Annotated in this window: 30 protein-coding genes; 5 read left to right on the top strand and 25 right to left on the bottom strand. The window is 29.0% G+C overall.

Annotated elements, in window-relative coordinates; translation table 11 throughout:
• Genes CVOLT_RS01035 through CVOLT_RS01015 form a run of 5 tightly spaced genes read left to right on the top strand, consistent with a single transcriptional unit; the run spans position 1 to position 3,105 of the window.
• The gene (locus tag CVOLT_RS01035; protein WP_039665053.1) at positions 1 to 456 is read left to right on the top strand and encodes a 23S rRNA (pseudouridine(1915)-N(3))-methyltransferase RlmH; all 456 of its coding nucleotides are present in this window, start codon (positions 1 to 3) and stop codon (positions 454 to 456) included.
• 8 nt (positions 457 to 464) lie between these two features.
• Positions 465 to 821 carry an RNA polymerase-binding protein DksA gene (dksA, locus tag CVOLT_RS01030; protein WP_039665052.1) on the top strand — a complete coding sequence of 119 codons (357 nt, stop codon included), beginning with the start codon at positions 465 to 467 and terminating at the stop codon, positions 819 to 821.
• Positions 818 to 1,801, top strand: coding sequence for a hypothetical protein (locus CVOLT_RS01025; RefSeq protein ID WP_039665051.1), 984 nt, complete (start codon positions 818 to 820; stop codon positions 1,799 to 1,801). Before dksA ends, CVOLT_RS01025 begins: the two co-directional genes overlap by 4 nt.
• Positions 1,798 to 2,724, top strand: a complete 927-nt coding sequence (locus CVOLT_RS01020; protein WP_039665050.1) for a tRNA dihydrouridine synthase — start codon at positions 1,798 to 1,800, stop codon at positions 2,722 to 2,724. The genes CVOLT_RS01025 and CVOLT_RS01020 overlap by 4 nt, the downstream gene beginning before the upstream one ends.
• A 60-nt stretch (positions 2,725 to 2,784) precedes the next feature.
• Complete coding sequence (locus tag CVOLT_RS01015) at positions 2,785 to 3,105, top strand: hypothetical protein (protein ID WP_039665049.1); 321 nt, start codon at positions 2,785 to 2,787, stop codon at positions 3,103 to 3,105.
• Here CVOLT_RS01015 and recO read toward each other — a convergent pair.
• The 25 genes from recO to obgE form a co-directional block, all read right to left on the bottom strand.
• The gene (gene recO / locus CVOLT_RS01010) at positions 3,089 to 3,703 is read right to left on the bottom strand and encodes a recombination protein RecO (RefSeq protein ID WP_039665048.1); all 615 of its coding nucleotides are present in this window, start codon (positions 3,701 to 3,703) and stop codon (positions 3,089 to 3,091) included. The genes CVOLT_RS01015 and recO overlap by 17 nt on opposite strands.
• On the bottom strand, positions 3,703 to 4,215 hold the full coding sequence (locus CVOLT_RS01005) for a cysteine hydrolase family protein (protein ID WP_039665047.1): 513 nt from the start codon (positions 4,213 to 4,215) through the stop codon (positions 3,703 to 3,705). The genes recO and CVOLT_RS01005 overlap by 1 nt, the downstream gene beginning before the upstream one ends.
• Entirely contained in the window at positions 4,208 to 4,960 is a 753-nt protein-coding gene (locus CVOLT_RS01000) for a PP-loop family protein (RefSeq protein WP_039665046.1), read from the bottom strand. The genes CVOLT_RS01005 and CVOLT_RS01000 overlap by 8 nt, the downstream gene beginning before the upstream one ends.
• Positions 4,957 to 5,643 carry a 5'-methylthioadenosine / S-adenosylhomocysteine nucleosidase / 6-amino-6-deoxyfutalosine hydrolase gene (locus tag CVOLT_RS00995; protein ID WP_039665045.1) on the bottom strand — a complete coding sequence of 229 codons (687 nt, stop codon included), beginning with the start codon at positions 5,641 to 5,643 and terminating at the stop codon, positions 4,957 to 4,959. The genes CVOLT_RS01000 and CVOLT_RS00995 overlap by 4 nt, the downstream gene beginning before the upstream one ends.
• The gene (gene fabD, locus CVOLT_RS00990; protein ID WP_039665044.1) at positions 5,640 to 6,560 is read right to left on the bottom strand and encodes an ACP S-malonyltransferase; all 921 of its coding nucleotides are present in this window, start codon (positions 6,558 to 6,560) and stop codon (positions 5,640 to 5,642) included. Before fabD ends, CVOLT_RS00995 begins: the two co-directional genes overlap by 4 nt.
• On the bottom strand, positions 6,560 to 7,147 hold the full coding sequence (locus CVOLT_RS00985) for an FKBP-type peptidyl-prolyl cis-trans isomerase (RefSeq protein WP_039665043.1): 588 nt from the start codon (positions 7,145 to 7,147) through the stop codon (positions 6,560 to 6,562). Before CVOLT_RS00985 ends, fabD begins: the two co-directional genes overlap by 1 nt.
• 14 nt (positions 7,148 to 7,161) lie before the next feature.
• The gene (locus tag CVOLT_RS00980) at positions 7,162 to 8,160 is read right to left on the bottom strand and encodes a Tol-Pal system protein YbgF (protein ID WP_039665042.1); all 999 of its coding nucleotides are present in this window, start codon (positions 8,158 to 8,160) and stop codon (positions 7,162 to 7,164) included.
• Between the two features lie 15 nt (positions 8,161 to 8,175).
• Positions 8,176 to 8,661: a peptidoglycan-associated lipoprotein Pal gene (gene pal, locus CVOLT_RS00975; RefSeq protein ID WP_039665041.1), complete on the bottom strand. Its 486-nt coding sequence runs from the start codon at positions 8,659 to 8,661 to the stop codon at positions 8,176 to 8,178.
• A gap of 62 nt (positions 8,662 to 8,723) precedes the next feature.
• Positions 8,724 to 9,923, bottom strand: a complete 1,200-nt coding sequence (tolB, locus tag CVOLT_RS00970; protein WP_039665040.1) for a Tol-Pal system protein TolB — start codon at positions 9,921 to 9,923, stop codon at positions 8,724 to 8,726.
• Complete coding sequence (locus CVOLT_RS00965) at positions 9,923 to 10,699, bottom strand: Tol-Pal system subunit TolA (protein ID WP_039665039.1); 777 nt, start codon at positions 10,697 to 10,699, stop codon at positions 9,923 to 9,925. Before CVOLT_RS00965 ends, tolB begins: the two co-directional genes overlap by 1 nt.
• Before the next feature lie 3 nt (positions 10,700 to 10,702).
• Entirely contained in the window at positions 10,703 to 11,092 is a 390-nt protein-coding gene (locus tag CVOLT_RS00960) for an ExbD/TolR family protein (protein ID WP_039665038.1), read from the bottom strand.
• Between the two features lies 1 nt (position 11,093).
• A complete protein-coding gene (locus CVOLT_RS00955; RefSeq protein ID WP_039665037.1) occupies positions 11,094 to 11,651 on the bottom strand; it encodes a MotA/TolQ/ExbB proton channel family protein in 558 nt (185 codons plus the stop codon).
• On the bottom strand, positions 11,651 to 12,043 hold the full coding sequence (gene atpC, locus CVOLT_RS00950; protein ID WP_039665036.1) for an ATP synthase F1 subunit epsilon: 393 nt from the start codon (positions 12,041 to 12,043) through the stop codon (positions 11,651 to 11,653). Before atpC ends, CVOLT_RS00955 begins: the two co-directional genes overlap by 1 nt.
• A gap of 3 nt (positions 12,044 to 12,046) precedes the next feature.
• Complete coding sequence (atpD, locus tag CVOLT_RS00945; RefSeq protein WP_039665035.1) at positions 12,047 to 13,501, bottom strand: F0F1 ATP synthase subunit beta; 1,455 nt, start codon at positions 13,499 to 13,501, stop codon at positions 12,047 to 12,049.
• Between the two features lie 14 nt (positions 13,502 to 13,515).
• A complete protein-coding gene (gene atpG, locus CVOLT_RS00940; RefSeq protein WP_039665034.1) occupies positions 13,516 to 14,400 on the bottom strand; it encodes an ATP synthase F1 subunit gamma in 885 nt (294 codons plus the stop codon).
• Positions 14,401 to 14,409: 9 nt separating this feature from the next.
• The gene (gene atpA / locus CVOLT_RS00935; RefSeq protein WP_039665033.1) at positions 14,410 to 15,915 is read right to left on the bottom strand and encodes a F0F1 ATP synthase subunit alpha; all 1,506 of its coding nucleotides are present in this window, start codon (positions 15,913 to 15,915) and stop codon (positions 14,410 to 14,412) included.
• Positions 15,916 to 15,924: 9 nt separating this feature from the next.
• Entirely contained in the window at positions 15,925 to 16,446 is a 522-nt protein-coding gene (locus CVOLT_RS00930) for a F0F1 ATP synthase subunit delta (RefSeq protein WP_039665032.1), read from the bottom strand.
• Positions 16,446 to 16,952 carry a F0F1 ATP synthase subunit B gene (locus CVOLT_RS00925; protein WP_039665031.1) on the bottom strand — a complete coding sequence of 169 codons (507 nt, stop codon included), beginning with the start codon at positions 16,950 to 16,952 and terminating at the stop codon, positions 16,446 to 16,448. The genes CVOLT_RS00930 and CVOLT_RS00925 overlap by 1 nt, the downstream gene beginning before the upstream one ends.
• Positions 16,953 to 16,961: 9 nt before the next feature.
• Complete coding sequence (locus CVOLT_RS00920) at positions 16,962 to 17,387, bottom strand: FoF1 ATP synthase subunit B' (RefSeq protein WP_039665030.1); 426 nt, start codon at positions 17,385 to 17,387, stop codon at positions 16,962 to 16,964.
• 63 nt (positions 17,388 to 17,450) lie between these two features.
• Positions 17,451 to 18,305, bottom strand: coding sequence for a ParB/RepB/Spo0J family partition protein (locus tag CVOLT_RS00915; RefSeq protein ID WP_039665029.1), 855 nt, complete (start codon positions 18,303 to 18,305; stop codon positions 17,451 to 17,453).
• A 3-nt stretch (positions 18,306 to 18,308) separates the two neighbouring features.
• Positions 18,309 to 19,091 (bottom strand): ParA family protein, encoded by a 783-nt coding sequence (locus tag CVOLT_RS00910; RefSeq protein WP_039665028.1) that lies wholly within the window; start codon positions 19,089 to 19,091, stop codon positions 18,309 to 18,311.
• Positions 19,088 to 19,723 (bottom strand): biotin--[acetyl-CoA-carboxylase] ligase, encoded by a 636-nt coding sequence (locus tag CVOLT_RS00905; protein WP_039665027.1) that lies wholly within the window; start codon positions 19,721 to 19,723, stop codon positions 19,088 to 19,090. Before CVOLT_RS00905 ends, CVOLT_RS00910 begins: the two co-directional genes overlap by 4 nt.
• The gene (gene fmt / locus CVOLT_RS00900) at positions 19,704 to 20,615 is read right to left on the bottom strand and encodes a methionyl-tRNA formyltransferase (protein WP_039665026.1); all 912 of its coding nucleotides are present in this window, start codon (positions 20,613 to 20,615) and stop codon (positions 19,704 to 19,706) included. Before fmt ends, CVOLT_RS00905 begins: the two co-directional genes overlap by 20 nt.
• 10 nt (positions 20,616 to 20,625) lie before the next feature.
• The gene (locus CVOLT_RS00895; RefSeq protein ID WP_039665025.1) at positions 20,626 to 21,072 is read right to left on the bottom strand and encodes a cold-shock protein; all 447 of its coding nucleotides are present in this window, start codon (positions 21,070 to 21,072) and stop codon (positions 20,626 to 20,628) included.
• Entirely contained in the window at positions 21,056 to 22,105 is a 1,050-nt protein-coding gene (obgE, locus tag CVOLT_RS00890) for a GTPase ObgE (RefSeq protein ID WP_039665024.1), read from the bottom strand. Before obgE ends, CVOLT_RS00895 begins: the two co-directional genes overlap by 17 nt.
• Positions 22,106 to 22,132: the final 27 nt, after the last annotated feature.

Below are 22,132 nucleotides of genomic sequence, written 5' to 3'. Positions count from 1 at the left end.
ATGCAAATTCAAATTATTAGCATACAAAAAAACAATAATGATGAATTTTATAAGTTTGATGAACATTACACCAAGCTTATAAAAAAATTTGCAAATTTTAACCAAATATGTATTTTTAATAACAAAATAGCCAACGCACAAAACACCAATGCCAATGAAGCAAAAAAAGCTTACACTCAAGCTTTAAATCCATACAAGAAAGGTTTTTGTATAGCCTTGGATGAAAAAGGAAAAGAATTTACAAGTGCTGAATTTGCTTCGTTTTTACAAGATAAAAATGAAATTTCTTTTTTCATAGGTGGAGCATATGGCTTTGAAAAAACTTTTCTTGATCAAATGGACATAAATATAGCTTTGAGCAAAATGACCTTAGCACATAAATTTGCAAAAACAATGCTTTTAGAACAAATTTATCGAGCATTTTGCATTAATACAAACCATCCATACCACAAATAGGAGCATTTATGCAAGAATTACAACTTGAAGAATTTAAAAATATTCTTGAAAAAAGACAAGAAGAAATTTTACAAGAGCTTCAAGGCAATATAACTAATATCAACAATCTCCACAGTAGCGAACCACGCGATGAAGTAGATATGCAACAAATTGACAATAGCTCACACATTGATTTTACTATAAATGAAAATTTAAAAAAAGAATTAAATGAAATTAAGCTTTCATTAAGTAAAATAGACAACAACACCTATGGAATTTGCGAATATTGCGAGGAATACATTCATCCTGAAAGATTGAAAGTCAAACCTCATGCAAAATATTGTATTAATTGTCGTGAAAATTTAGAAAAAAGGAAAGAAATATGAAAGTAAAATTGTTTTTCTTTGCAAGTTTGATTTATCTTTTAATCATCGCCGCTTTAGCTTATAATTTAAATTTAGGTGATTATACTTTTACTCTTTCTACTTTTGAACTTACTTTGCCTATTAGTATATGGATTATTTTACCTGCTTTTATTTTAATGATATTAGCACTTTTACATATGAGTTTTTATGGCTTTTTAAAACATTTGCAATTTAAAAATCTTATAAAAGATAGTAAAAACTATGAAAATTTAATCGAAAATTTATTACTCAAAAAAAATGCTAAAGTTAAATTTAAAACCCAAGAATTCCAAGATATAGAAAAAATTACCAAAACTTTAGTATTTAAAGAAAAAGTGCAAAATGAAAAAATTGATATTATTATTGATATTTTAAATGAAATTTATAATGGATCTTTTGTAGATCTTAAAAAATATAAATTAGATTATAATAATGAAATTTTCATACTCAATGAGAAAAATCACTTCAGCAAAGACTATGATTATGCATTTTCATACTTAAAAAATAAAGAAAAATTAAACAATGATTTAGACATTAGTGCTTATAAAGAAATTTTAAAACAAGCCCCTTATGGTAAAATAAAAAGCTTAAAAATTCAAAAAACTCAAGAAGATATTTTAACCCTTTTTCAACGCTATGAATTGGGAAATTTAGAACTTTCACTTGCTGAAATAGAAATTTTACTAAGTATGAATGAAATCAATGAGCAAATATTTTTACAAAGTGCAAAAATTCTTTGTAAAAAAATAGAACCTCAAAATTTAATAGTTTTATTTAAAAAGATCAAAGATACTCACGCACAAGCTTTTAGAGCATATTACTATATTTTGGCTGAATTTGGTATGTATGAAGAATTAATGAGTGAATTAGGCAATGATCAACAAGAATTTAAAGATTTTAGACTTGTATTATTTTTAAAAGAACATAATAAAAAATTTGATTTAGATAAAATGATACAATGATTGATTTTAAGCAAAAACCTTTATTTTTAGCTCCTATGGCTGGATTTTCTGACTTACCTTTGCGTAATTTAGTAAAGCAATTTGGAGCTGATGTTACAATTAGCGAGATGATCAGCTCGAATGCTTTAGTGTATGAAAGTGAAAAAACTTTAAAAATGCTACAAAAAGCCGAACTTGAAAATCCTTATATAGTTCAAATTGCAGGATCAGATGAAAAAATCATTAAACAAGCTGTAGAAATCTTAAATCGTTTTGATTTTATAGATGGAATTGATTTTAATTGTGGTTGCCCTGTAAATAAGGTCATAAAACAATGCGCAGGAAGTGCTCTTTTGCAAGATCTTGATAAATTGCAAAAAATTTTAGAACTCATTAAAAAAACAAGCAAGAAAAAAACAACAAGCGTTAAAGTAAGATTGGGGTATGATAAAAAAGATCCTATCTGTATAGCCAAAGCTTGTGAAAATGCTGGGGTTGATTTTATCAGTATGCATGGTCGAACAAGAAAGCAAATGTATAGCGGAAATGCTGATTATGAAGCCATAGCACTAGCTAAAGAAAATATCAAAATTCCTTTAGTTGCAAATGGCGATATAGATGCTTTAAATGCTCAAGAAGTATTTAACAAAACTAAATGCGATGCATTAATGATAGGAAGAGCTAGTATAGGCAAACCTTGGATTTTTTATGAAATCAAGCAAGGTGTAAAAATAGATAAAAAAACTAAAAATGAAATCATTTTTGCTCATTTTGAAGAAATGTTAAAACACTACAAAGAACAAGGTGTTAGTATTTTTAGAAAGCATTTACATGAATACTCCAAAGGACTTGAAGATGCTTCAAATTTTAGAGATCAAGTAAATCGCATTAACGACCCTCAAATTATGCGAGATTGTATGAGAGAATTTTTCAATAAGGAATGATTTTTGCTTGTTTAATGACAAGCAATATAATGAAGAGATACCATAAAACAAGGAAGGTTAATGGGAGCTCATATTAGTTCAAAAGGAATTTGTAAAGCAGTAGAAGGGATTAGAACAAGTGCAAACAACCTTGCAGCACATGCTTCAAAACTCAACAATCAAACTTTAAATTTTGAACAAATTTTACAAGAACAAAAGCCAAAATGCATTAGTTCTTGTATCCAAGATTCACAACATCAACTTAGCAAGTTGCTAAAAAGTATAGAAAATAGCAAGGAAGATATTTTCAAAGATGCTTGCGCTAATAATGTTGATATTATCGCAAGATTAAGACAAGAGGCGATTACAATGTATGATATTACTCTTAAAACCCCTCTTTGATAATCTTATATAATTTATCAATTTCTTCATCGCACATATGCGATGAATTTTGTTTTTCATAAAAATGGCATAAATGTCTAGGATTAAATTCATAACCAAATACACACTTACTATGAGCTGGCAAAAAAGCTCTAATTAAAACTACATCTTGCATTATCTGTTCATCACAAGCAAAACAGACAAATTCTTTATGTAAACGACCTTCATAATTTAAAATTTTCAAATACGCATCTACTATTACTCTTTTACAATCTTGCTTTTCAAAGCGTTTAGCGCACTCATCCAAAAGCTCAAAATAAAAAGAGTCTAAATTTTCTACATCTTTTAAGTGCCAATAAAAAAGTCTAATAAATTCTTGCCAAAAAAACATTTTTTCTCTATCTAAAATCCAAGAAAAACCAATATGTAAAACATCTTTTAATCTAGGCAAAAATCTTGAGCTTTCTTCTAATTCAAAATCTATCTTATAGCCATTTAAAATATTTGAATGTCTCATTCCATAAAAACGATAGGATTTAACCACTTGTTTGGGGCTTAATATATTTACAATTAAATCTTCATCTTTTACACTTTGAGTGTGTAAAATATATCCTTGCATTATACAATCTTCACACCATAAGATCTTAAGATTTCAAAAGCACTTTGCTCTAATTTTTCATCAAAACCTGCACAAGCTTTTTGATGTAATAAAATTTCAGAATTACAACTCGCACTTTGAGCTAAAATAATATTGCTAAAAACGCAAATATGCGAAACCAAGCCGCAAAATTCAATACTTTCATAAAAATTAGCTCTTAAAAAATTTGCAAATTCTAAACTTCCAAAAGTATTTTTATAAAAAATGTGTTTGGCATGTTTTAAATATATATCAAATTCTTTTGGCATATTCCAGCCATTTGTGTCTTTTAAACAATGATAAACAGGGATATTTTTACCTTCTTGAGTGTCTAAATAATCTTTTTCGTGTGTATCGAAAGTAAAAACTATATCACCTCGGTGATTTTGCAAAAGAAAGAGTATATTGTCTTTGATTTTAGCAGCTTGAGCAAAACCCAAACTACCATCTATAAAATCATTTTGATAATCTACTACAACTAAAAGCTTACTCATTTATAAAAAAACTATTTAAATGTATATTACTAAATGCAGTCTTTAAACTAGTAAATAATTTTGGGTTTTCTTTTTCTAAATTTGCTAAAAGCTGTTTTGCTTCTTCTCTAGCGTGTGGAAATTTAACATTTTTTTCACTAAGTTTCATACCAGGACAAAACTCATTACCTATAACTTCTAGCTCATTATTTATAGCATTTTCTCTAAGCTGTCTTTCTCTTACAAATATCAAAGGTCTAATCACCTCTATACCTCTTTTGCTTTTGTATTTTGGAGCTAGGCTTCTTAAAGATCCATTGTAAATAAAATTCATAAAAAAACTTTCCACTGCATCATCTAAATGATGGGCTATAGCAAGTTTATTGTATCCATTTTCTAACGCATAAGTATATAAAGCACCTCTTCGCATCCTAGAAAAATAACTACAAAAGCTAGAATTTTTTCTTATAGTATCACCAGAAATTTCATATATATTAGAATCAATCACTTCATGATCTATGCCATATTCTTTGCAGTGATTATGCAACTTAGTATAATCTTCCCCCATACCATAGCTTAAAGTTACAGCTTTAAGTTCAAATTTAAAAGGAGCATGTTTTTGCATACGCGATAAAAGATGGGCTAAAGCTAAAGAATCTTTACCCCCACTAAGCCCTAATAAAACTTTATCTTTATCTTCTATAAGAGAAAATTTAGCATTAGCCTTAGCTACTTCTCTAATGAGTCTTTTGCTAAGATTTATCATAATTTATCGCACATTTTTAATACAAAATTAGCTGAAATTCTTGCTGATTTTTCTACAAATTCATCAAAATCGAATTCAGCCTTTTCACCAGCTTTATCGCTCATTGATCTTAATATAAGACAAGGAATTTTTAAAGCATCACAAACTAAGGCTACACTAGCTCCTTCCATTTCACAAGCATCAGCATTAAAAATCTCTCTTATTTTTGCTTTTTTGTTTTCATCGCAAATAAATTCATCTCCAGTGGCTATAATGCCTGATTGAATTTTAATATTTAATTCTTTTGCAACTTCTAAAGCTAGATTATTTAATTTCTCATCTGTTTTTATAAAAATTTCATTACCAGGAACATAACCCAATGGATGTCCAAAAGCAGTTATATCTAAATCATATTGAGCTAACTTTGTAGCATAGATTAAATCACCTATGTCTAAATTTGGATTAAACGCACCTGCAACACCAGTAAAAAGCAAGATTTCTGCTTTAAATTTTTCTATCATTATACTAGCACTAAGAGTGGAATTTACTTTACCTATCTTAGAATAAGCAATAACCAAGTCATGATTTTTATACTTTGCTAAATAATAAGTATTATTAGCATAATTTATAGTTTCATAATCTTTTAAAGTTTCCAATAAAGGGGTAATCTCTTCTGGCATAGCGCCTAAAATTGCAATTTTCATTTCAAAACCTTTAATACTTCGTCTATATCTTGCATTTTACTTAAAGCATATGTTTCTTTTTGGCTAATTTTTTTATTTAATCCTTTTAAAACACTAGCACCAAATTCTATATAAAAATCAATCTTTTCATCTATGTTTTGTATGCTTTGTTTGTAAAGCACAGGTTTAATCAGTTGATCGCTTAATAATTGCAAAGCTTGATCTTTGTTAGTATAAATTGTTGCATTTACATTGGAAACAACTTGATTAAAATCAGATTTTAAAATACTTTTTAATTCTTGTGTTAATTTTAATGAAGCTTCTTTTAAAAGCGGGCAATGGCTTGCTACACTCATATTTAAAAGCATAGCTCGTTTAGCTCCAGCTTCTTTAAATTCTGCCTCAGCTAAAATCAAATCAGGCTTTAATCCTGCAACTACAATTTGCCCTTGGCAATTATAATTAGCTGCGTATATTTTCTTACCATTTTGCTGAGCTTTATAACAAATTTCTTCTACTACTTCATCTTTTAAGCCTAAAACCACCATCATACCAGCTTCTATTTTAGAACAATCTTCTTGCATAAAAATTCCGCGTTTATTAACCAAAGAAATCACTTCTAAAAAATCAAATGCACCTTGCACTGCTAAAGCACTAAATTCACCCAAAGAATGCCCTAAAGCATAATTAGTCCTTAATGAAATATTTTCATTTAAAGCCTCATATGCCATTAAAGAATTTAAAACTATAGCCATTTGAGTAAATTCGCTTTTGTTTAAATCATCATTTTCTTTAAAAAGTAAATTTTTAAAATCAATTTTACAAAAATCACTAGCATTATCTAATAATTCTTTAGCTTTTTTAGAATTTTCATAAAAACTAAGCCCCATGCCAAAGCTTTGAGAGCCTTGACCAGGAAATATAAATGCGCTATTCATTAGTGATGATGTCCCCCACAACATCCACCGCCGCCACCATGGCCATGGCCACCACCGCAGCATCCACCGCCGCCATGGTGATGATCATGATGTCCTCCACTAGCACATCCACAACTTCTACTACCTGCAACAATACCTGTTAAAATTTCATCTTCAGTAGCAGGTCTTACATCAACTATATTTAAAGAAAATAACAAATCTTTACCTGCGTAAGCATGGTTATAATCAATAGTTACTTCATTATCAGTAATTTCTCTTACTATCACTCTTACGGTTGCACCATCTTCACCTTCTCCAAAAAGCTCCATACCAACTTGCAAATCAATTCCTGCAAATTGTTCTTTTGGTAAAGTTTGTAAAGCATTTGCATCATATTCACCTAAAGCTTGTTCTTTTTTAACAACAATGTCTTTATTACAAGGAGCATCTAATTTTTGAATTTCTTCTTCAAGACCTTCTAAAATTTGACCTTTACCTAAAATAAAAGATATAGGCTCTGCATGAATATTTGACTCTAAAATCTCATTTGTATTTGCATCTTTTAACTCATAAAACATAGAAACTACACTATTTTTTTCTATCGCCATTTTTACTCCTTTGTTTATTTTCTATCTGGCGAAGCTTTTGCTTCAGGACTATCTGGATAAGCTGTTTTTAAAGCTTTGTAAAATTTATTTGCTGATTTTGTATCTCCAACTTTATCCAAACTAATTGCCGTATGATAAAGCAATTTTGGTACATAATCACCTTTAGTGCTTATAGCTGAACTCTTTTTATAAAACCCTAATGCACCTGCATAATCTTGCTGTTTGTATTGAATTTCACCTAACCAAAAAGTAGATCTAGCAGGTTTATAATGGATGCTTATTAAGTGTTCAAATTTTTCTTTTGCATCATCAAATTGATTTTTATTTACTTCATCAATTGCTTTCTTTAAAATTTCATTTGATTGTAATTTTTTCCAACTATCATCTTTGATTTTAACTACTTCTTGGGTTGCATTATCATCAGTAGTGTTTAATTCTTGATTTATCTGAGTTTTGTTGTTATCATTGATAATCAATGGTTTTAAAGATGTTTTATTGTCTTGTTGGACTTTTGAAATTTCAGACTGAAAAAACATTATACTTTGATTCATATCACTTTGAGAAACATAATCTGCATTGATTTTATTTACCACTGCAGTCATTTCGCTTAAAATTTTTTGAATTTCTTGATAATTTTTTTCTTGAATTTTTCTGCTTTCTTCTATATAAGCTCTTAAATTTTGTATCTCTTGAGTGACATTAGAATCTAAATTTTGATGACTTTCTTCTAAAGAAAGCAATCTAGTATTTGCTTTAGAATACTGAGCATTTAAGCCTTCGGTAACACTTTGCAAGCCTTCTATATTTTCCACTGCTGTGTTAAGTTTGTTGGTTAAATTTGTATAATACTCATTTAATGCTCTTAAGCGTTCTTGGTTTTCATATTGAAGTTTTTCATTTTGAGTTAAGCCATAAGGTGTTTTGCTATCTACTTTTCCTGCATCAAAAGCTGAAATTTCAGCATGTAAAAAAGTAGCTCCTAAAAGAGCTACTGAAAATAATTTAAATTTCATATTTTGATTAAAAAATTATTTTGCTATTTTAAATTCAGCACGACGATTTTGAGCATCGCAAGCTTTTGTTCTTTCAGTGCATACAGGATTAGTTTCTCCGTAGCTTTTAACACTAATTCTATCAGCATTAACACCTTGAGCTACTAAAGATTCTTTTACAGCTTTTGCTCTTTTTAATCCAAGAGCTTGATTATACTCATCAGTACCCCACTCATCGCAGTTTCCTTCAACAACGATAGCAGAATTTGCAGCCTCACCATTAAAAATTTTAGCATTATTTGCTACAACTTTTTGCATATCACTTCTAACATTAAATTTGTCAAAATCAAAATAAACACTAGAAACAGAATTTAAAGACTCTAAATTTTCAAATCTATCCGATCCGCCGCTTCCCTTAGAACCATCTACACTACTAGAACTGCTTACAGTTGTATTTTTTGTAGCACATCCACTTACAATTACAGCAAAAGCAGTGATTGAAGCAAAAATGATTTTTTTCATTACCTCTCCTTATTTAATAAAAATCTTGCTAATTATAACAAAAAAAATATTATTTTGATATTTTACCAATCAATTGATTGAATTTTGCCAACTTTTAATCCATAATGAAAAGCTTTATTAGCTTTAATTCTTATCACACCTAAAGCACTTTGAGAACCCAAATACTTTATAAAAACTATACTTTCACCATCACTTGAAAATCTAGGAAATAAATTTTTTCCATTTGCTGTGAGTTGGCGTATGTAATCACTTTGAGTTGACATTAAATAAAGATTAAAAACTCCACTTTGATTTACTTCTCTACTAGAATAAACTATATAATTTTTATAAGTAGAAACTGAAGAATTATTTTTCCCATGAAATACAACTTGCTCTGTAATATTTGTCCCTAAATCTTGCATAAAGATATTTGGATAGCCCAAACGATCAGATACAAATACTATTTTTTGATCTCCATCAACAAAATTTCCATTCACATCTATGCCAGAATAATTTGTAATTTGCTGATAATTTTTTGTATTTGTGTCATATAAATATACATCGGGTTGATCTTTTGGAGCCATAGTAAGAAGAAGTTTTTTACCATCATCGCTTACATCAGAAGCCACCATCATACCTTTACTTGCTATGATTTTTGTAGTGCTTTTATTTTTCATATTATATTTATACAAAGTTGGAATTTCATCATCATATGCAGTAAAATAAAATGCATCTTGCTCTTTATTTGCCCATTTAGGAAATAAATTTAAGCCTTTAGAGATCAAAACCTTTTGATAAGTCAATGTATAATCTGCAAGTAAAATATCGCTTTGTTTGCTACCTTGAGTTCTTGCTATTAAAATTTTATGATCCATCCAATCAACAGGAGAAAAACCTAATTTTTTATTCATTTGAGTAATACTCTTATGTGCTAAGAATGGATATTCTTCTATTGATAAAATTTGCTCATAAAATCTTGCTTTACTTTCTTTTCCAGCTAAAACTTCAACATCAATATCTAAAAGCTTTCCATTTTTATTTAAAGTGTAGGAAAATACATAATCTCCCTTAGCTTCTTCTTCGACTAATTCAAAATTTGCACTCACCTTAATATCATTTACAAGCATATTGTAAAAACTTTTTTTAAGATCTAAATCTGTTAAATTAGACTGATCTTTAATATAAATTTTTGGTAATTGCATACCTTTATTTATAACAGATATGGTTGCATCTTCTCCAAATAAAATGCTGCAAAAAAATAAAAAAACTAATATCTTTTTCATTATTTCTCCGTATTAAATTCAATTACATCACTAAGTTTCATTTTAATTTGTCGTATTTTACCATTTGGAGGTAAAGTTATGTATTTTCCTTCTAAATTTTTTAAAAATTCTTGTGCTTTTGTGTCAAAATTTTCGCTAAATGATTTAGAGGAATTAACTAAATGAAAATATCCATTATTATCGATAATAAATTCAACATCTATGCTTAAATTCCCACTTGGATTATACACCCTCCATCTTTCTTCAAGATATTTTCTAACAGCTCCTAAAAACTGATCATAAATTCCAACTTTTTGTTCTATTAAAGATTGACCTAATTCTTGATTAGTTTGCAAGCTTTCATTAAGTTGTTTAGAAAAATCTGAAATTTGCTCTCTTTGAGAAAATATAGGTTGCTTAGAAGGCATTGAAGATTGAACTTTAGTTGTTTTTTCTTCTTGATAATCTTCTAAATCTCCAAATAATTCATTAAATTTACTTGCTTGTTGTTCTACATCTTGAGTTTTAACATTTTTATTAGTAGTATATTTTTGAACTATATTTTTTTCAAAAAGATCTTGTAAAGATTCTTTTTGTGCTTCTTGTGGCGTTGATAAGGGATTTGTATTAACATTATCTCCTAATTCTATATTGATAAAACTATTTGGATCATCAGTATATTCTAAAGCTTGTGGTTTGTATTGTACTACTTTAAAAAATACCAAAAAAATAACACTAAAATAAATCAAAATAGCATAAATTAAAGATCTAGCAGTGTATTCAGAATGCTCTTGCATATTTTACTCAGTTTGTAGTGCAACTTTATGAAAACCTATATGTTTCATAGTTCTTAAAACACTCATAACATCATCATATTTTAAATTCTTATCTGCTCTTATAAATACTGTTTCATTAGTGTTATACTGAACTTTTAAAGCATTCATATTATCAGCAAAACTCAAAAAATCAAATTTATTTTTACCGACAAAAATTTCTTTTTTAGCATTTATGGTGATAATTAAACTTTTTAAATTTGGAGCACTAGAATTTTTTTGAGAACCTTGAGGAAGTTGAACTTTTTCCTCATAAGTCATACTTGGCGCAGTAACCATAAGTATAGCAAGCAAAACAAGCATAATATCCACCAAAGGAGTGATATTTAATTCAGGTTTTTCTTCTAAAAATTTCACCTTAAGCCTTTGTGCTAACTAATAACTTAATCTCACTATCTAATATATTTATCAACTCATAGGCTTTACGCTTAATTATCAAATGAAAACTATAAGCAGGAATAGCCACTAAAATTCCACACCCAGTTGCCACTAAAGCTTCACTAATTTTTGGCGCAATAACACTTAAAGAATTTTGAACTTCTAATCCTCCAAAAGTCTCAAGTATAGAAATGACTGTTCCAAAAAGACCTATAAAAGGAGATGTAGAAGCTATGATACTAAGCCATGTTAGACCTATAGTAGCTTTTTTTTCTAAAGAATTTTTATAAATATTCATCTTAGCTTCATCTATTTCAATGCATTTTTTCAAAATAGAAGCGCTTTGACTTAAATCTTTTTCGCCTCTCATCAAAGCTTCAAGTGCTTGAGATTCATTTTGCATCCAATTATTTATAGTCATTAATCTTGAAAACAAAATGGTAAAACTAAGTATAAAATACACAGAAAGCCAAGCTAATACTATATAAGTAATTAAGCTTGTGTTTCCAAAAAAATGAAAAATTGCTTGAAAATCCACTATTTTTGCCTTACATTATTGTCCATTTTAGCAAAAGTAGAAGCTAAAGCTGCATTATCACTACTCATTGATTTAATGAGCTCTTTTGCTTCATTAAGTTTTTTTGCTATTTCGCTATCGCTGTTTCCACCAACCCAAACAGCACCTTTAGCAAGAACACTTACTTTTGTTTCAGAAACTTTAACATGTCCTGAATCAATCGCGATTAATTCATGGGTAGAATTTGCCGTTTCAACATCTATAACACCTGCTTTTAAAGATGATATCAAAGAAGCATGTCCTTTTAATACTCCAAATTCTCCTTCACTTCCTGGCAAAACAACGAGCTTTACTTCATCTTTATAAATTACTCCAACAGGAGTAACTATTTCTAAAGATATTAAATCTTTCATAAATTAACCTTTTTTAGCCTTATCTACTTTGCAATTATCCAAGCAAACATCTTTTCTGCTAACTTCTTTTAAAGTTTCAGCCTTTGCTATAACTTCATCTATATTTCCAACCATATAGAATGCATTTTCTGGTAAATCATCATATTTACCTTCCAAAATACCTTTAAATCCTGCTATTGTATCTTCTAAAGTGATATATTTACCTGGACTTCCCGTAAATACTTCAGCAACAAAGAATGGTTGAGATAAGAATTTTTCTATTTTTCTAGCTCTTTCAACTATTAATTTATCTTCTTCGCTTAGTTCATCCATACCTAAAATAGCTATAATATCTTGTAAATCTTTATATTTTTGAAGCACTGATTGAACACCGCGTGCTACTTTGTAATGTTCTTCTCCTATGATTTGAGGATCAAGCATTCTTGAAGTAGAATCAAGTGGATCAACAGCAGGATAAATACCTTTTTCAGCTATAGATCTATTTAAAACAGTTGTAGCATCTAAATGCGCAAAAACAGTAGCAGGAGCAGGATCTGTTAAGTCATCTGCTGGAACATAAACTGCTTGAACTGAAGTTATAGAACCTTTTTTTGTAGAAGTAATTCTTTCTTGGAATTTACCCATTTCACTAGCTAAAGTTGGTTGATAACCAACAGCTGAAGGAATTCTACCTAAAAGCGCTGACATTTCTGAACCTGATTGAGAAAATCTAAATATATTGTCTATAAACATCAATACATCAAGACCCATCTCATCTCTAAAATATTCAGCCATAGTCAAACCTGTTAAAGCTATACGATTTCTAGCCCCTGGTGGTTCATTCATTTGTCCATAACATAAAGCAACTTTATCTAAAACATTACTTTCTTTCATTTCATTATAAAGGTCATTTCCTTCACGAGTTCTTTCACCAACTCCTGCAAATACAGAATATCCACTATGTTTAAAAGCAACATTGTGTATTAATTCCATTATGATAACAGTTTTACCAACACCTGCACCACCAAACAAACCTACTTTACCACCCTTAGCATAAGGTGCTAATAAATCCACAACCTTAATACCTGTTTCAAAAATTTCACTTTTTGTGCTTTGCTCTTCAAATGGAGGAGGATCTCTATGAATTGACCAATGTTTGTCAAAATTTACAGCTTCGCCCTCATCTATTAAATCACCTGTAACATTAAAAATTCTACCTAAAACTTTTTCTCCAACTGGAACACTGATTGGACTTCCTGTAGCTTGTGCTGATAATCCTCTTACCAAGCCATCTGTCATATCCATAGCAATAGTTCTTACTTTGTTATCACCTAAATGTGCAGCTACTTCAAGAATTAACTTGCACTCTTTTCCTTCTAACTCATAATTTACAACGATAGCCTCGTTAATTTGAGGCAAATAGTCTTTAAATTCTACATCAACAACTGGTCCTAAAACCTGAGAAATAAAACCTTGCATTATCACTCCTAAATTTATTTCATTGACTCAACACCGCTGATAATTTCTATCAGTTCAGTGGTAATAGATTCTTGTCTAGCTTTATTATAAGCTAAATTAAGCTGTTTTACCCTAGCTTTTGCATTATTAGTAGCATTGTCCATTGCTTGCATTCTTGCACTATGTTCAGCAGCTAAAGAATCTACTAAAGCAAAATACATATTATATTCAAAATATGTTTTTAATAAATCATTTAAAATCTCACCATCTTCTGGCTCTAAATCAAGCAATGAATCTGATTTTTCTTCTTCTTTAGTTGCAATAGCCGCAACTGGTAATAATTCATTTACTCGAAGTTCTTGAGAAATCATATTTTTATAGCCATTGTGGATAATCACCACCTTATCGCTCAAACCTTGTATAAAATCTTCAACAGCACTATGAATAATAGCACATGCTTTATCATAATCTGGACTAGAACTTGTATCTAAATATTTTTCTAAAATTTCTATATTTTGAAAATTAAAATATTCTATACCTGTTTTTCCAATAGCTCTTAGTCTTACTTTTATTTTTTTAATCTTACATTCTTCAAGCATCTCATTAACTGCTTTAATGGTTTTTATATTAAATCCACCACAAAGACCTTTATCAGCAGTTACAAATATAATATCCATTTTTTCTATATTATCTTTTTTTCTAAAAAATGGAAGTTTATCATCAAGACCTTGATATTGATTCATTTTAAAAGCTATTTCAGATAAAACTTCATCAATTTTTTGAGCAAATACCTTTGACTTTTTAGCTGCTTCTTCTGCCTTTCTAAGCTTGGCAGTAGAAACAAGCTTCATCGCATTGGTAGTTTTTTGAGTGTTATGAACGCTCTTGATTTTTCTTTTTATTTCTTTTAAATTAGACATCAAAAGACCTTATATATGATTTGCTTTAAACTCGCTCAATGCTTTAGCCAATTTTTCTTCTAAATCTTTATCTAAAGCTTTTTTAGTTCTAATTTGCTCAAATATTTCTGGATATTTAGCTTCAATAAACGGATACAATGCTGCTTCAAATTCTCCAATCTTTGAAACTGCTACATCATCTAAATAACCTTTAGTACCAGCATAAATTATCACTACTTGATTTTCTGCAGAAAGTGGTGAATATGGTGGTTGTTTTAAAACTTCAACCATTCTTTGGCCACGCTCAAGTTGTTTTCTACTTGCTTCATCTAAATCACTTGCAAACTGTGCAAAAGCTTGCAATTCTCTATATTGAGCCAAATCAAGTCTTAATGTACCAGAAACTTGCTTGATAGCTTTAATTTGAGCTGCACCTCCAACACGAGATACAGATAAGCCCACATTAATAGCTGGACGAATACCTGAATTAAACAAATCAGTTTCTAAGAAAATTTGACCATCAGTAATGGAGATAACATTTGTAGGAATGTAAGCTGAAACATCTCCTGCTTGAGTTTCTATAATAGGTAGTGCTGTTAAGCTTCCTGCACCCAATTCATCACTTAATTTACTAGCTCTTTCTAATAATCTTGAGTGAAGATAAAAAACATCACCTGGATATGCTTCACGACCTGGAGGACGGCGTAAAATTAAAGACATTTCACGATATGCTACAGCATGTTTGCTCAAATCATCATAAACAATTAATGCATGTCTTGAATTATCTCTAAAATATTCCCCCATAGTTACACCAGTATATGGAGCAAGATATTGCAACGGCGCAGGATCAGATGCACCAGCATTTACTACTATACTATATTCCATAGCACCATATTCTTCAAGTTTTTTAACAACTTGAGCAACAGTGCTTTGTTTTTGACCTATTGCCACATAAATACAAATAACATCTTTACCTTTTTGACTAATGATTGTATCAATAGCAACTGTTGTTTTACCAGTTTGTCTATCGCCTATGATTAACTCTCTTTGACCTCTTCCAATTGGCACCAAAGCATCAATGGCTTTAATACCAGTTTGCAACGGCTCGTGAACACTTTTTCTAGCCATAATACCTTTTGCTTTTTCTTCTACAAAACGATATTCACTAGCCTCAATAACACCTTTTGCATCAATTGGCTCACCTAAAGCATTTACAACACGACCAATTAAAGCATCACCAACAGGTACTTTTAAAAGCTTTTTAAGTCTTTTAACTGAACTACCTTCTTTAAGTCCTAAACCTTTTCCTAAGATAACAATATCCACGCTTGATTCTTCAAGATTTAAAACCATACCTTTTTCGCCGTTTTCAAATTCAACCATTTCTCCAGCCATAGCATTTTTAAGACCATAAACCTTAGCAACGCCATCTGCTACCGAAATAATTTTACCAGTTTCTTCTATCTCTAAATTAAAGTCAAATTTTTCTATTCTTTCTTTGATAATAGAACTAATTTCATCTGCTTTAAATTTCATCAAGTCTCCTTAAATTGCTTTTAATATATATTCGTTCATTTTAGCTTTTAAATTTTGCATTGAGAATGAAATCTCATAACCCAAGCTTTCTAAGCTAATCTTTACACCATCATTAATCCCTATTTTACTTTCTAATCTAATCTTTGCATTAAATCTTTGGCTTAATTTATCTTCTAAATTTTTAATCTCATCTTCAGCCAAAATTTCTTTAGAATAAATATAACCTAAAAATGTATTTTCTTTCAAAGCCTTTTGTTCGCTTAATTCTTTTACTATACTAGGAATTAAATTTTCTCTAGAATTGATCACAATTAATGTGATAAAATTTTTAAATTCTTGGCTAGGATTATCCAACAAAGAAAGTAAAAATTCTAATTTTTGTTCTTGTTTTATATCATAAGAATTTAAAATATCAACAAATTTTGACACCCCAAAAGCAGAGGCAAGATCTAATAAATTAGAATAAAAATCTTCAAAATTACCTCTATCTAAAATAGCTTTAGCATAGGTTTTTGCTATAGTATTATCCATTAAGATACCTTTTTCATCATAATGTTAAGAATTTCTTTTTGTTGTAAGTGTAATTTTTCATCCTTGAAAATTTCATCCAAAACTGAACTCACAACACTTTTTTCCATTTTTCTCATTTCATATTCTTTATGCTCTTGAAATAATTTTTCCAAAACTTCAATTTCTGCTTTCGTTTCTGCTTCAATTTTTCCAACCAATATCTCTGCTTCTTTTTTCGCTAATGTAAGCGCATTAGCAGATTCTTGTTTAGCTAAATCTAATTTTTTCATCATTTCTAATTTTAAATTTTTACTTGCAATAAGCTTTTCTTGAATTTCATTCATTTTAGAAGAAATTTTATGAATTCTATCATTATAGAAATTTTTCAAAGGAGTAGCAATAAAATAATACAATATAGCCGCAAATAAAATAAAATTTATCGTTCTTGGTAAAATATCATAATCTCCACTTCCATTTCCAGCACCAAAAACATACAAAGGAAGAATAAGCAATAAAATTTTTGTCATTAAAATCCTTTAAATTTTACTCAAGCTATTTTGGAAGCTTTGTTTAAATTCTGGTATTTTTAAATACATTTCTTCTTTTAATTCTTTTTCTTTTTCTTTTAAACTTTTAAGAAAAACACTCATTTGCTCTTCCAATTCTTTCTTTTTATTTGCAATTTCTTTTTCTTGTTTTAGTTTTGCTTCTTCTGTAGCTTTTTGTTTGATTTGATTAATTTCATCTCTAGTTTGAATATGAATTTTTTCAAGTTCAAGTTCCACATTAGATACATCATCAGAATTTTTTTTCATTTTTTCTTCATTATTTTTAATTGCCAAATCCCTAGAATCCATAAAAGCAATTAAAGGTTTATAAAGTATTGAATTTAAAATTGCTATCATAAGTAAAAAAATTACTCCTGTGGCAATCATAATGGAAAAATGGACATCATCAAACATTAATACTCCTAAAATTCTCTAAATAAAGGTTTTAATTATAACAAATAAATCCTAAAAACATATTTAATCTAATATCTGTAATAACTTTTTAATCTTTGCTTCATCGTCAAAACTAATGATAATTTTTGAATTTTTAATACAAGATTTAAAACCAAGAGATGAGAGTTTAATTTGCAAATTTTCAAGCATAGGATTTGTTTGAGATAAATTATTTTCAGATTTGTCGCTAGAATTAGAATTTTTAAAATTTTTAATTAATTTCTCAGTATCTCTTACATTTAATTTTTGACCAATGATGGTATCTACAATCGTTTTTTCATCTTCTTTATCAAGTCCTACTAAAACCTTTGCATGACCTTGAGAAAGCTTACCTTCTATGATAAGATTTTGCGTATTATCATTTAAATTTAATAATCTTAAAGTGTTGGCGATTTGTGATCTTGATTTGTGGATAATATCTGAAAGTTTTTCTTGGGTAATATTATGAATATCTAAAAGTTCTTTATAAGAATGAGCTAGTTCAATAGGATTTAAATTTTCTCTTTGTATGTTTTCTATTAAAGCTAATTCTCTTAATTTAATATCATCAACATTAAGAATAATTGCTTTAATCTCTCCTTTATTTAACAGCTTACAAGCTCTATATCTTCTCTCACCAGCAATTAACACATAAGAAAATTCATCTTTTTTTAGCACTACAACAGGCTGTATTAAGCCATATTCTTTGATGGAATTTGCAAGTTCTTCTAAGGCTTGATTGTCAAATTTTTTTCTTGGCTGGTATGGATTTGGAGTAATAAGATCTATATCTATTTCTTCTATTTTATTATCACTTGAACCAAGTTCTTTTTCATAAACCTCATCAATATCTGCTAAAATACTACTTAAACCTCTACCTAAAGCACTTTTTTTTGCCATAAATTATCCTAATATTGATTGAGCTAAATTTTGATAAGCCAAAGAACCTGGAGATTTTATATCATAAAGTATGATAGGCTTACCATAGCTTGGACTTTCAGCTAATTTAACATTTCTTGGGATAATGATAAAATCATCTTCTTTTTCACCAATTTTAAATAGTTTTTGTTTAAAATTTTGCTTTAAATCTTCAACAGTGTCTTTTGAAAGATTGTTTTGAGAGCTATACATTGTAGGTAGAAAACCTTTGATTTTTAGCTTAGGATTAATGGTTTTTTTTACAAATTTAATGGTATTTAAAACCATAGCAACACCTTCTAATGCATAAAATTCACATTGTATAGGAATTATTACACTATCACTAGCAGCAAAAGCATTTACGGTAATACTTCCAAGGGCTGGAGGAGAATCTATAATGATAAAATCATATTCACTAGAAACCTCTTTTAATTTTTCTCTTAAAATGGTTCTATATTCTCCATTTTCTTTTACAACTTCTTGCTCTATCCCAACTAAAGAAATATTTGAAGGAGCTAAAAAAAGCTGAGATAATTCTGTTTTTAAAATGATTTCTGAAAGTTTTTTTCTGCCTATAAAAACATGATAAATATTATATTCATAATTGCTTCTATTAAAACCAAGTCCTGTAGTGGCATTAGCTTGTGGATCTATGTCTATTAAAAGTACTTTTTTTTCAGCCACGGCTAATGAAGCTGCTAAATTTATAGCCGTTGTTGTTTTGCCAACTCCACCTTTTTGATTTGCTATAGTTATTATCTCGCTCATCTTAAACTATATATCCTTTTATTATCTAATAATATCGAACCATCTTTATACAATAAAGCATTATCTAAAGATAAAAGCTTGCCATCATAATGTATAAAAAATTTTCTTGATTTTTCAAATTCTAACATATACTTGCTAAAAATATTCTTCCATGATTGCTTCTTTTGTATAGATACAAAATATTCTTTTAAAAGCTCTGTAGTATCTATATTGATATCCAATACTTGTGCTTTACAAGGTGCATAAACTAAATTAAGCCCTAATCCTACCACTAAAAAATCATTTATCTTAGAACTCATCAATCCACCGATTTTTTTATCATCTATATAAAAATCATTTGGCCATTTAAGCCAAATTTTAGAGCCATATTCGCTTAAAATTTCTTTCATTAAAAAAGCAAAATAAATACTACAAGATGCTAAAGGCAAGTCTTTTGACAAATCATCCATTTTTAAACAAAAAGAAAAGTGTAAATTTCCTTCTTTACTTTGCCAAGAATTTTCTCTACTCCCTATACCATTTGTTTGTTTATTTGCTATTATTGCCGTATTTATATTTATTTCATTATTTTTTATTTTTTCGCATAAATATTTTTGAGTAGATTCTAATTCTTCAAAATAAATTATCTCCAATTTTTAACCTTTTACCATTTAAATAAGTTTTACCATCTAGTGCTTTTTTACCACTTTCTTGCAAAATTTTTATCTTTAAAACACCTTTTTTACAAGCCAATAAAAATCCATTATTTTCTATATTTAAAATTTTTCCACTTTCTTGTAAGCTATCTTTATCAAAAAGTTCAATATCTAAAAATTTCAATCCATTTTGTAAAAAAATTCCTGGCCAAGGATAAAAAGCTAAAAATTTTTGATAAATAACACTTGCTTCATTAAGCTCTATAAGACCATCTTCTTTTTTTATTTTTTTGCAAAAACTGACTTTGCTTTCATCTTGAATTTTAGGAGTTATTTTATAAAAATTATTTAAAGTACTAACGCAAAGTTTTGCTGCTAAATTTGAAAAAATATCAAAAATTTCATTTGATTTTTTACCTTCTATATTAAATTCCACACTTTCTAAAACAGCTCCGCTATCAAGCCCTTCTTCCATAAGCATGGAACAAACCCCGCTAATTTTATCTGCATTTAAAATAGCACTTTGTATAGGAGAAGCACCGCGATATTTAGGAAGCAAAGAAGCATGTAAATTTATACAAGGAGCAATATCTAAAATTTCTTTTGGTAAAATTTTACCATAAGCTGCAACTACTATAAAATCTGGTTTTAAATCTTTAATATCTTTTATGATATTTTCATCTTTTAAGCTTTTTGGAGTATAAATTTTTATATTAAGATTATTTTCTAAAATAAATTTTTTAGTATCACTTGGCGTTAAAATTTGTTTTCTACCAACAGGTTTATCACTTTGAGTAAATAAAGCTTGTATATTAAAACCTTCTTTTATCAACTCTTTTAAAATACAAGTTGCATAAGAAGGTGTTCCCATAAATATTATATTTTTCATAACATACCCACTAAAAAATCTTTAATATTGTAGATGCTATAAAAACAAACATCACAATAAAAATAATTATCGTAACAGTAAAGATAATAAATATCACATTATGTTGAAATTTTTTTATGGTTTCTCCACAATATGGACAATGGCTAGAATATGGAGCCGCGTTTAAATACATAATCCTAGGAACTATTTTTTTATTACAATTAAAACAAATTATACGATCATCTTTTTTGGTACTTTGCTCTTCTTTTTTTTCTAAAGCTGATTTTAACAAATTTATATTCAGTGCAAATTTGCCTTTTTTATTTTCATCTAGTTGAAATTCCACCTCATCATTGCCATTTGGAATACTTTCATTTTTCCATTCTTTAATATTAAAATATACATCTTCATTAATTTCACTAGAAAAAATAAAACCATAACCTTTTTGCTCTTGGTAAAATTTAACAGTTCCTTTCATTATTCATCCTTAAATCTTTAATGCTCTCTAAAAGCATAAATTTAAGCTCTTTTAGACCTGTTTTTTCTAAACTTGAAACCTTAATGAAAAAACTTTGAGGATTATTAAGTTCATTTAAATACGAAGTAAGTTCATTAAATTCATCTTCAATTTTTTTTGCAAATTCTTCGCCTAAATTTATACTATCACTTTTTGAAAGCATTATTCCAAAATTTCTTGCATAAAGTTTGTTTGAAAATTTTTCTAATTCCTTTCTTAAAATGCAAAATTGCTCTTTTAAACTCATATCTCTTAAAGGATCAAGCACAAAAAGCAAAAAAGAAGTTCTTTCTATATGTCTTAAAAACTCAAGTCCCAAACCTTTTCCACCGCTTGCTCCTTCTATAATACCTGGAATATCAGCCATCACAAAAGAATTATAATCATCAACTTCGACCATACCAAGTTTTGGAGTTAAAGTAGTAAATTCATAATTAGCTATTTCAGGACGAGCGTTAGATACTACGCTTATGAGCGTGGATTTTCCTACATTTGGAAAACCAACCAAACCAACATCAGCTATGAGTTTTAATTCCAAACGCACATTGATAGTTTTACCTGCTACACCTGGCTGAGCATAGTCTGGGCGTTGATTGGTTGAATTTTTAAAATGGGTATTACCAAGACCGCCTTTACCACCTTTTAAAAATAATTCTTTTTGTCCTTCTACAAGCATATCAAGCAAAACTTCCCCACTTTGAGCATCAATAACTTGAGTGCCTTGTGGAACTATAAGTTCTAAATTTTCCCCGCGTTTGCCATTTTTATTGCGTCCAAGTCCTGGGTAGCCATTTTGAGCTTTTAATTCTTTTTTACCTTTAAAGTGCGCTAAGGTATGGGTATTATTATCACATATAAAGTAAACACTTCCGCCATCTCCGCCATCTCCGCCATCAGGGCCACCGAGCGGGACATGTTTTTCACGACGAAAACTAACAGCACCTTTGCCACCATTTCCTGAACTTAAAACCAATTTAACATTATCTATAAACATATTTTCACCGAATTTAATTTTTTAAAA

Source organism: Campylobacter volucris (assembly GCF_008245045.1).
Classification (GTDB): domain Bacteria; phylum Campylobacterota; class Campylobacteria; order Campylobacterales; family Campylobacteraceae; genus Campylobacter_D; species Campylobacter_D volucris.
The sequence above is the reverse complement of the archived record's forward strand: the minus strand, read 5'-3'. Positions and strand labels throughout refer to the sequence as shown.

What these genes read in the sequence shown, in the direction of transcription:
- atpA (WP_039665033.1), bottom strand. Translation starts at nt 15,915, where the DNA reads ATGAAATTTAAAGCAGATGAAATTAGTTCTATTATCAAAGAAAGAATA.
- dksA (WP_039665052.1), top strand. Translation starts at nt 465, where the DNA reads ATGCAAGAATTACAACTTGAAGAATTTAAAAATATTCTTGAAAAAAGA.
- obgE (WP_039665024.1), bottom strand. Translation starts at nt 22,105, where the DNA reads ATGTTTATAGATAATGTTAAATTGGTTTTAAGTTCAGGAAATGGTGGC.
- CVOLT_RS00965 (WP_039665039.1), bottom strand. Translation starts at nt 10,699, where the DNA reads ATGCAAGAGCATTCTGAATACACTGCTAGATCTTTAATTTATGCTATT.
- CVOLT_RS01020 (WP_039665050.1), top strand. Translation starts at nt 1,798, where the DNA reads ATGATTGATTTTAAGCAAAAACCTTTATTTTTAGCTCCTATGGCTGGA.
- CVOLT_RS00925 (WP_039665031.1), bottom strand. Translation starts at nt 16,952, where the DNA reads ATGACAAAAATTTTATTGCTTATTCTTCCTTTGTATGTTTTTGGTGCT.
- CVOLT_RS01025 (WP_039665051.1), top strand. Translation starts at nt 818, where the DNA reads ATGAAAGTAAAATTGTTTTTCTTTGCAAGTTTGATTTATCTTTTAATC.
- CVOLT_RS00980 (WP_039665042.1), bottom strand. Translation starts at nt 8,160, where the DNA reads ATGAAATTTAAATTATTTTCAGTAGCTCTTTTAGGAGCTACTTTTTTA.
- CVOLT_RS00995 (WP_039665045.1), bottom strand. Translation starts at nt 5,643, where the DNA reads ATGAAAATTGCAATTTTAGGCGCTATGCCAGAAGAGATTACCCCTTTA.
- CVOLT_RS01005 (WP_039665047.1), bottom strand. Translation starts at nt 4,215, where the DNA reads ATGAGTAAGCTTTTAGTTGTAGTAGATTATCAAAATGATTTTATAGAT.
- CVOLT_RS00920 (WP_039665030.1), bottom strand. Translation starts at nt 17,387, where the DNA reads ATGTTTGATGATGTCCATTTTTCCATTATGATTGCCACAGGAGTAATT.
- CVOLT_RS01000 (WP_039665046.1), bottom strand. Translation starts at nt 4,960, where the DNA reads ATGATAAATCTTAGCAAAAGACTCATTAGAGAAGTAGCTAAGGCTAAT.
- fabD (WP_039665044.1), bottom strand. Translation starts at nt 6,560, where the DNA reads ATGAATAGCGCATTTATATTTCCTGGTCAAGGCTCTCAAAGCTTTGGC.
- fmt (WP_039665026.1), bottom strand. Translation starts at nt 20,615, where the DNA reads ATGAAAAATATAATATTTATGGGAACACCTTCTTATGCAACTTGTATT.
- tolB (WP_039665040.1), bottom strand. Translation starts at nt 9,923, where the DNA reads ATGAAAAAGATATTAGTTTTTTTATTTTTTTGCAGCATTTTATTTGGA.
- CVOLT_RS00895 (WP_039665025.1), bottom strand. Translation starts at nt 21,072, where the DNA reads ATGAAAGGAACTGTTAAATTTTACCAAGAGCAAAAAGGTTATGGTTTT.
- atpG (WP_039665034.1), bottom strand. Translation starts at nt 14,400, where the DNA reads ATGTCTAATTTAAAAGAAATAAAAAGAAAAATCAAGAGCGTTCATAAC.
- CVOLT_RS00930 (WP_039665032.1), bottom strand. Translation starts at nt 16,446, where the DNA reads ATGGATAATACTATAGCAAAAACCTATGCTAAAGCTATTTTAGATAGA.
- CVOLT_RS00915 (WP_039665029.1), bottom strand. Translation starts at nt 18,305, where the DNA reads ATGGCAAAAAAAAGTGCTTTAGGTAGAGGTTTAAGTAGTATTTTAGCA.
- atpC (WP_039665036.1), bottom strand. Translation starts at nt 12,043, where the DNA reads ATGAAAGATTTAATATCTTTAGAAATAGTTACTCCTGTTGGAGTAATT.
- CVOLT_RS01015 (WP_039665049.1), top strand. Translation starts at nt 2,785, where the DNA reads ATGGGAGCTCATATTAGTTCAAAAGGAATTTGTAAAGCAGTAGAAGGG.
- pal (WP_039665041.1), bottom strand. Translation starts at nt 8,661, where the DNA reads ATGAAAAAAATCATTTTTGCTTCAATCACTGCTTTTGCTGTAATTGTA.
- CVOLT_RS01035 (WP_039665053.1), top strand. Translation starts at nt 1, where the DNA reads ATGCAAATTCAAATTATTAGCATACAAAAAAACAATAATGATGAATTT.
- atpD (WP_039665035.1), bottom strand. Translation starts at nt 13,501, where the DNA reads ATGCAAGGTTTTATTTCTCAGGTTTTAGGACCAGTTGTTGATGTAGAA.
- recO (WP_039665048.1), bottom strand. Translation starts at nt 3,703, where the DNA reads ATGCAAGGATATATTTTACACACTCAAAGTGTAAAAGATGAAGATTTA.
- CVOLT_RS00910 (WP_039665028.1), bottom strand. Translation starts at nt 19,091, where the DNA reads ATGAGCGAGATAATAACTATAGCAAATCAAAAAGGTGGAGTTGGCAAA.
- CVOLT_RS00985 (WP_039665043.1), bottom strand. Translation starts at nt 7,147, where the DNA reads ATGGCGATAGAAAAAAATAGTGTAGTTTCTATGTTTTATGAGTTAAAA.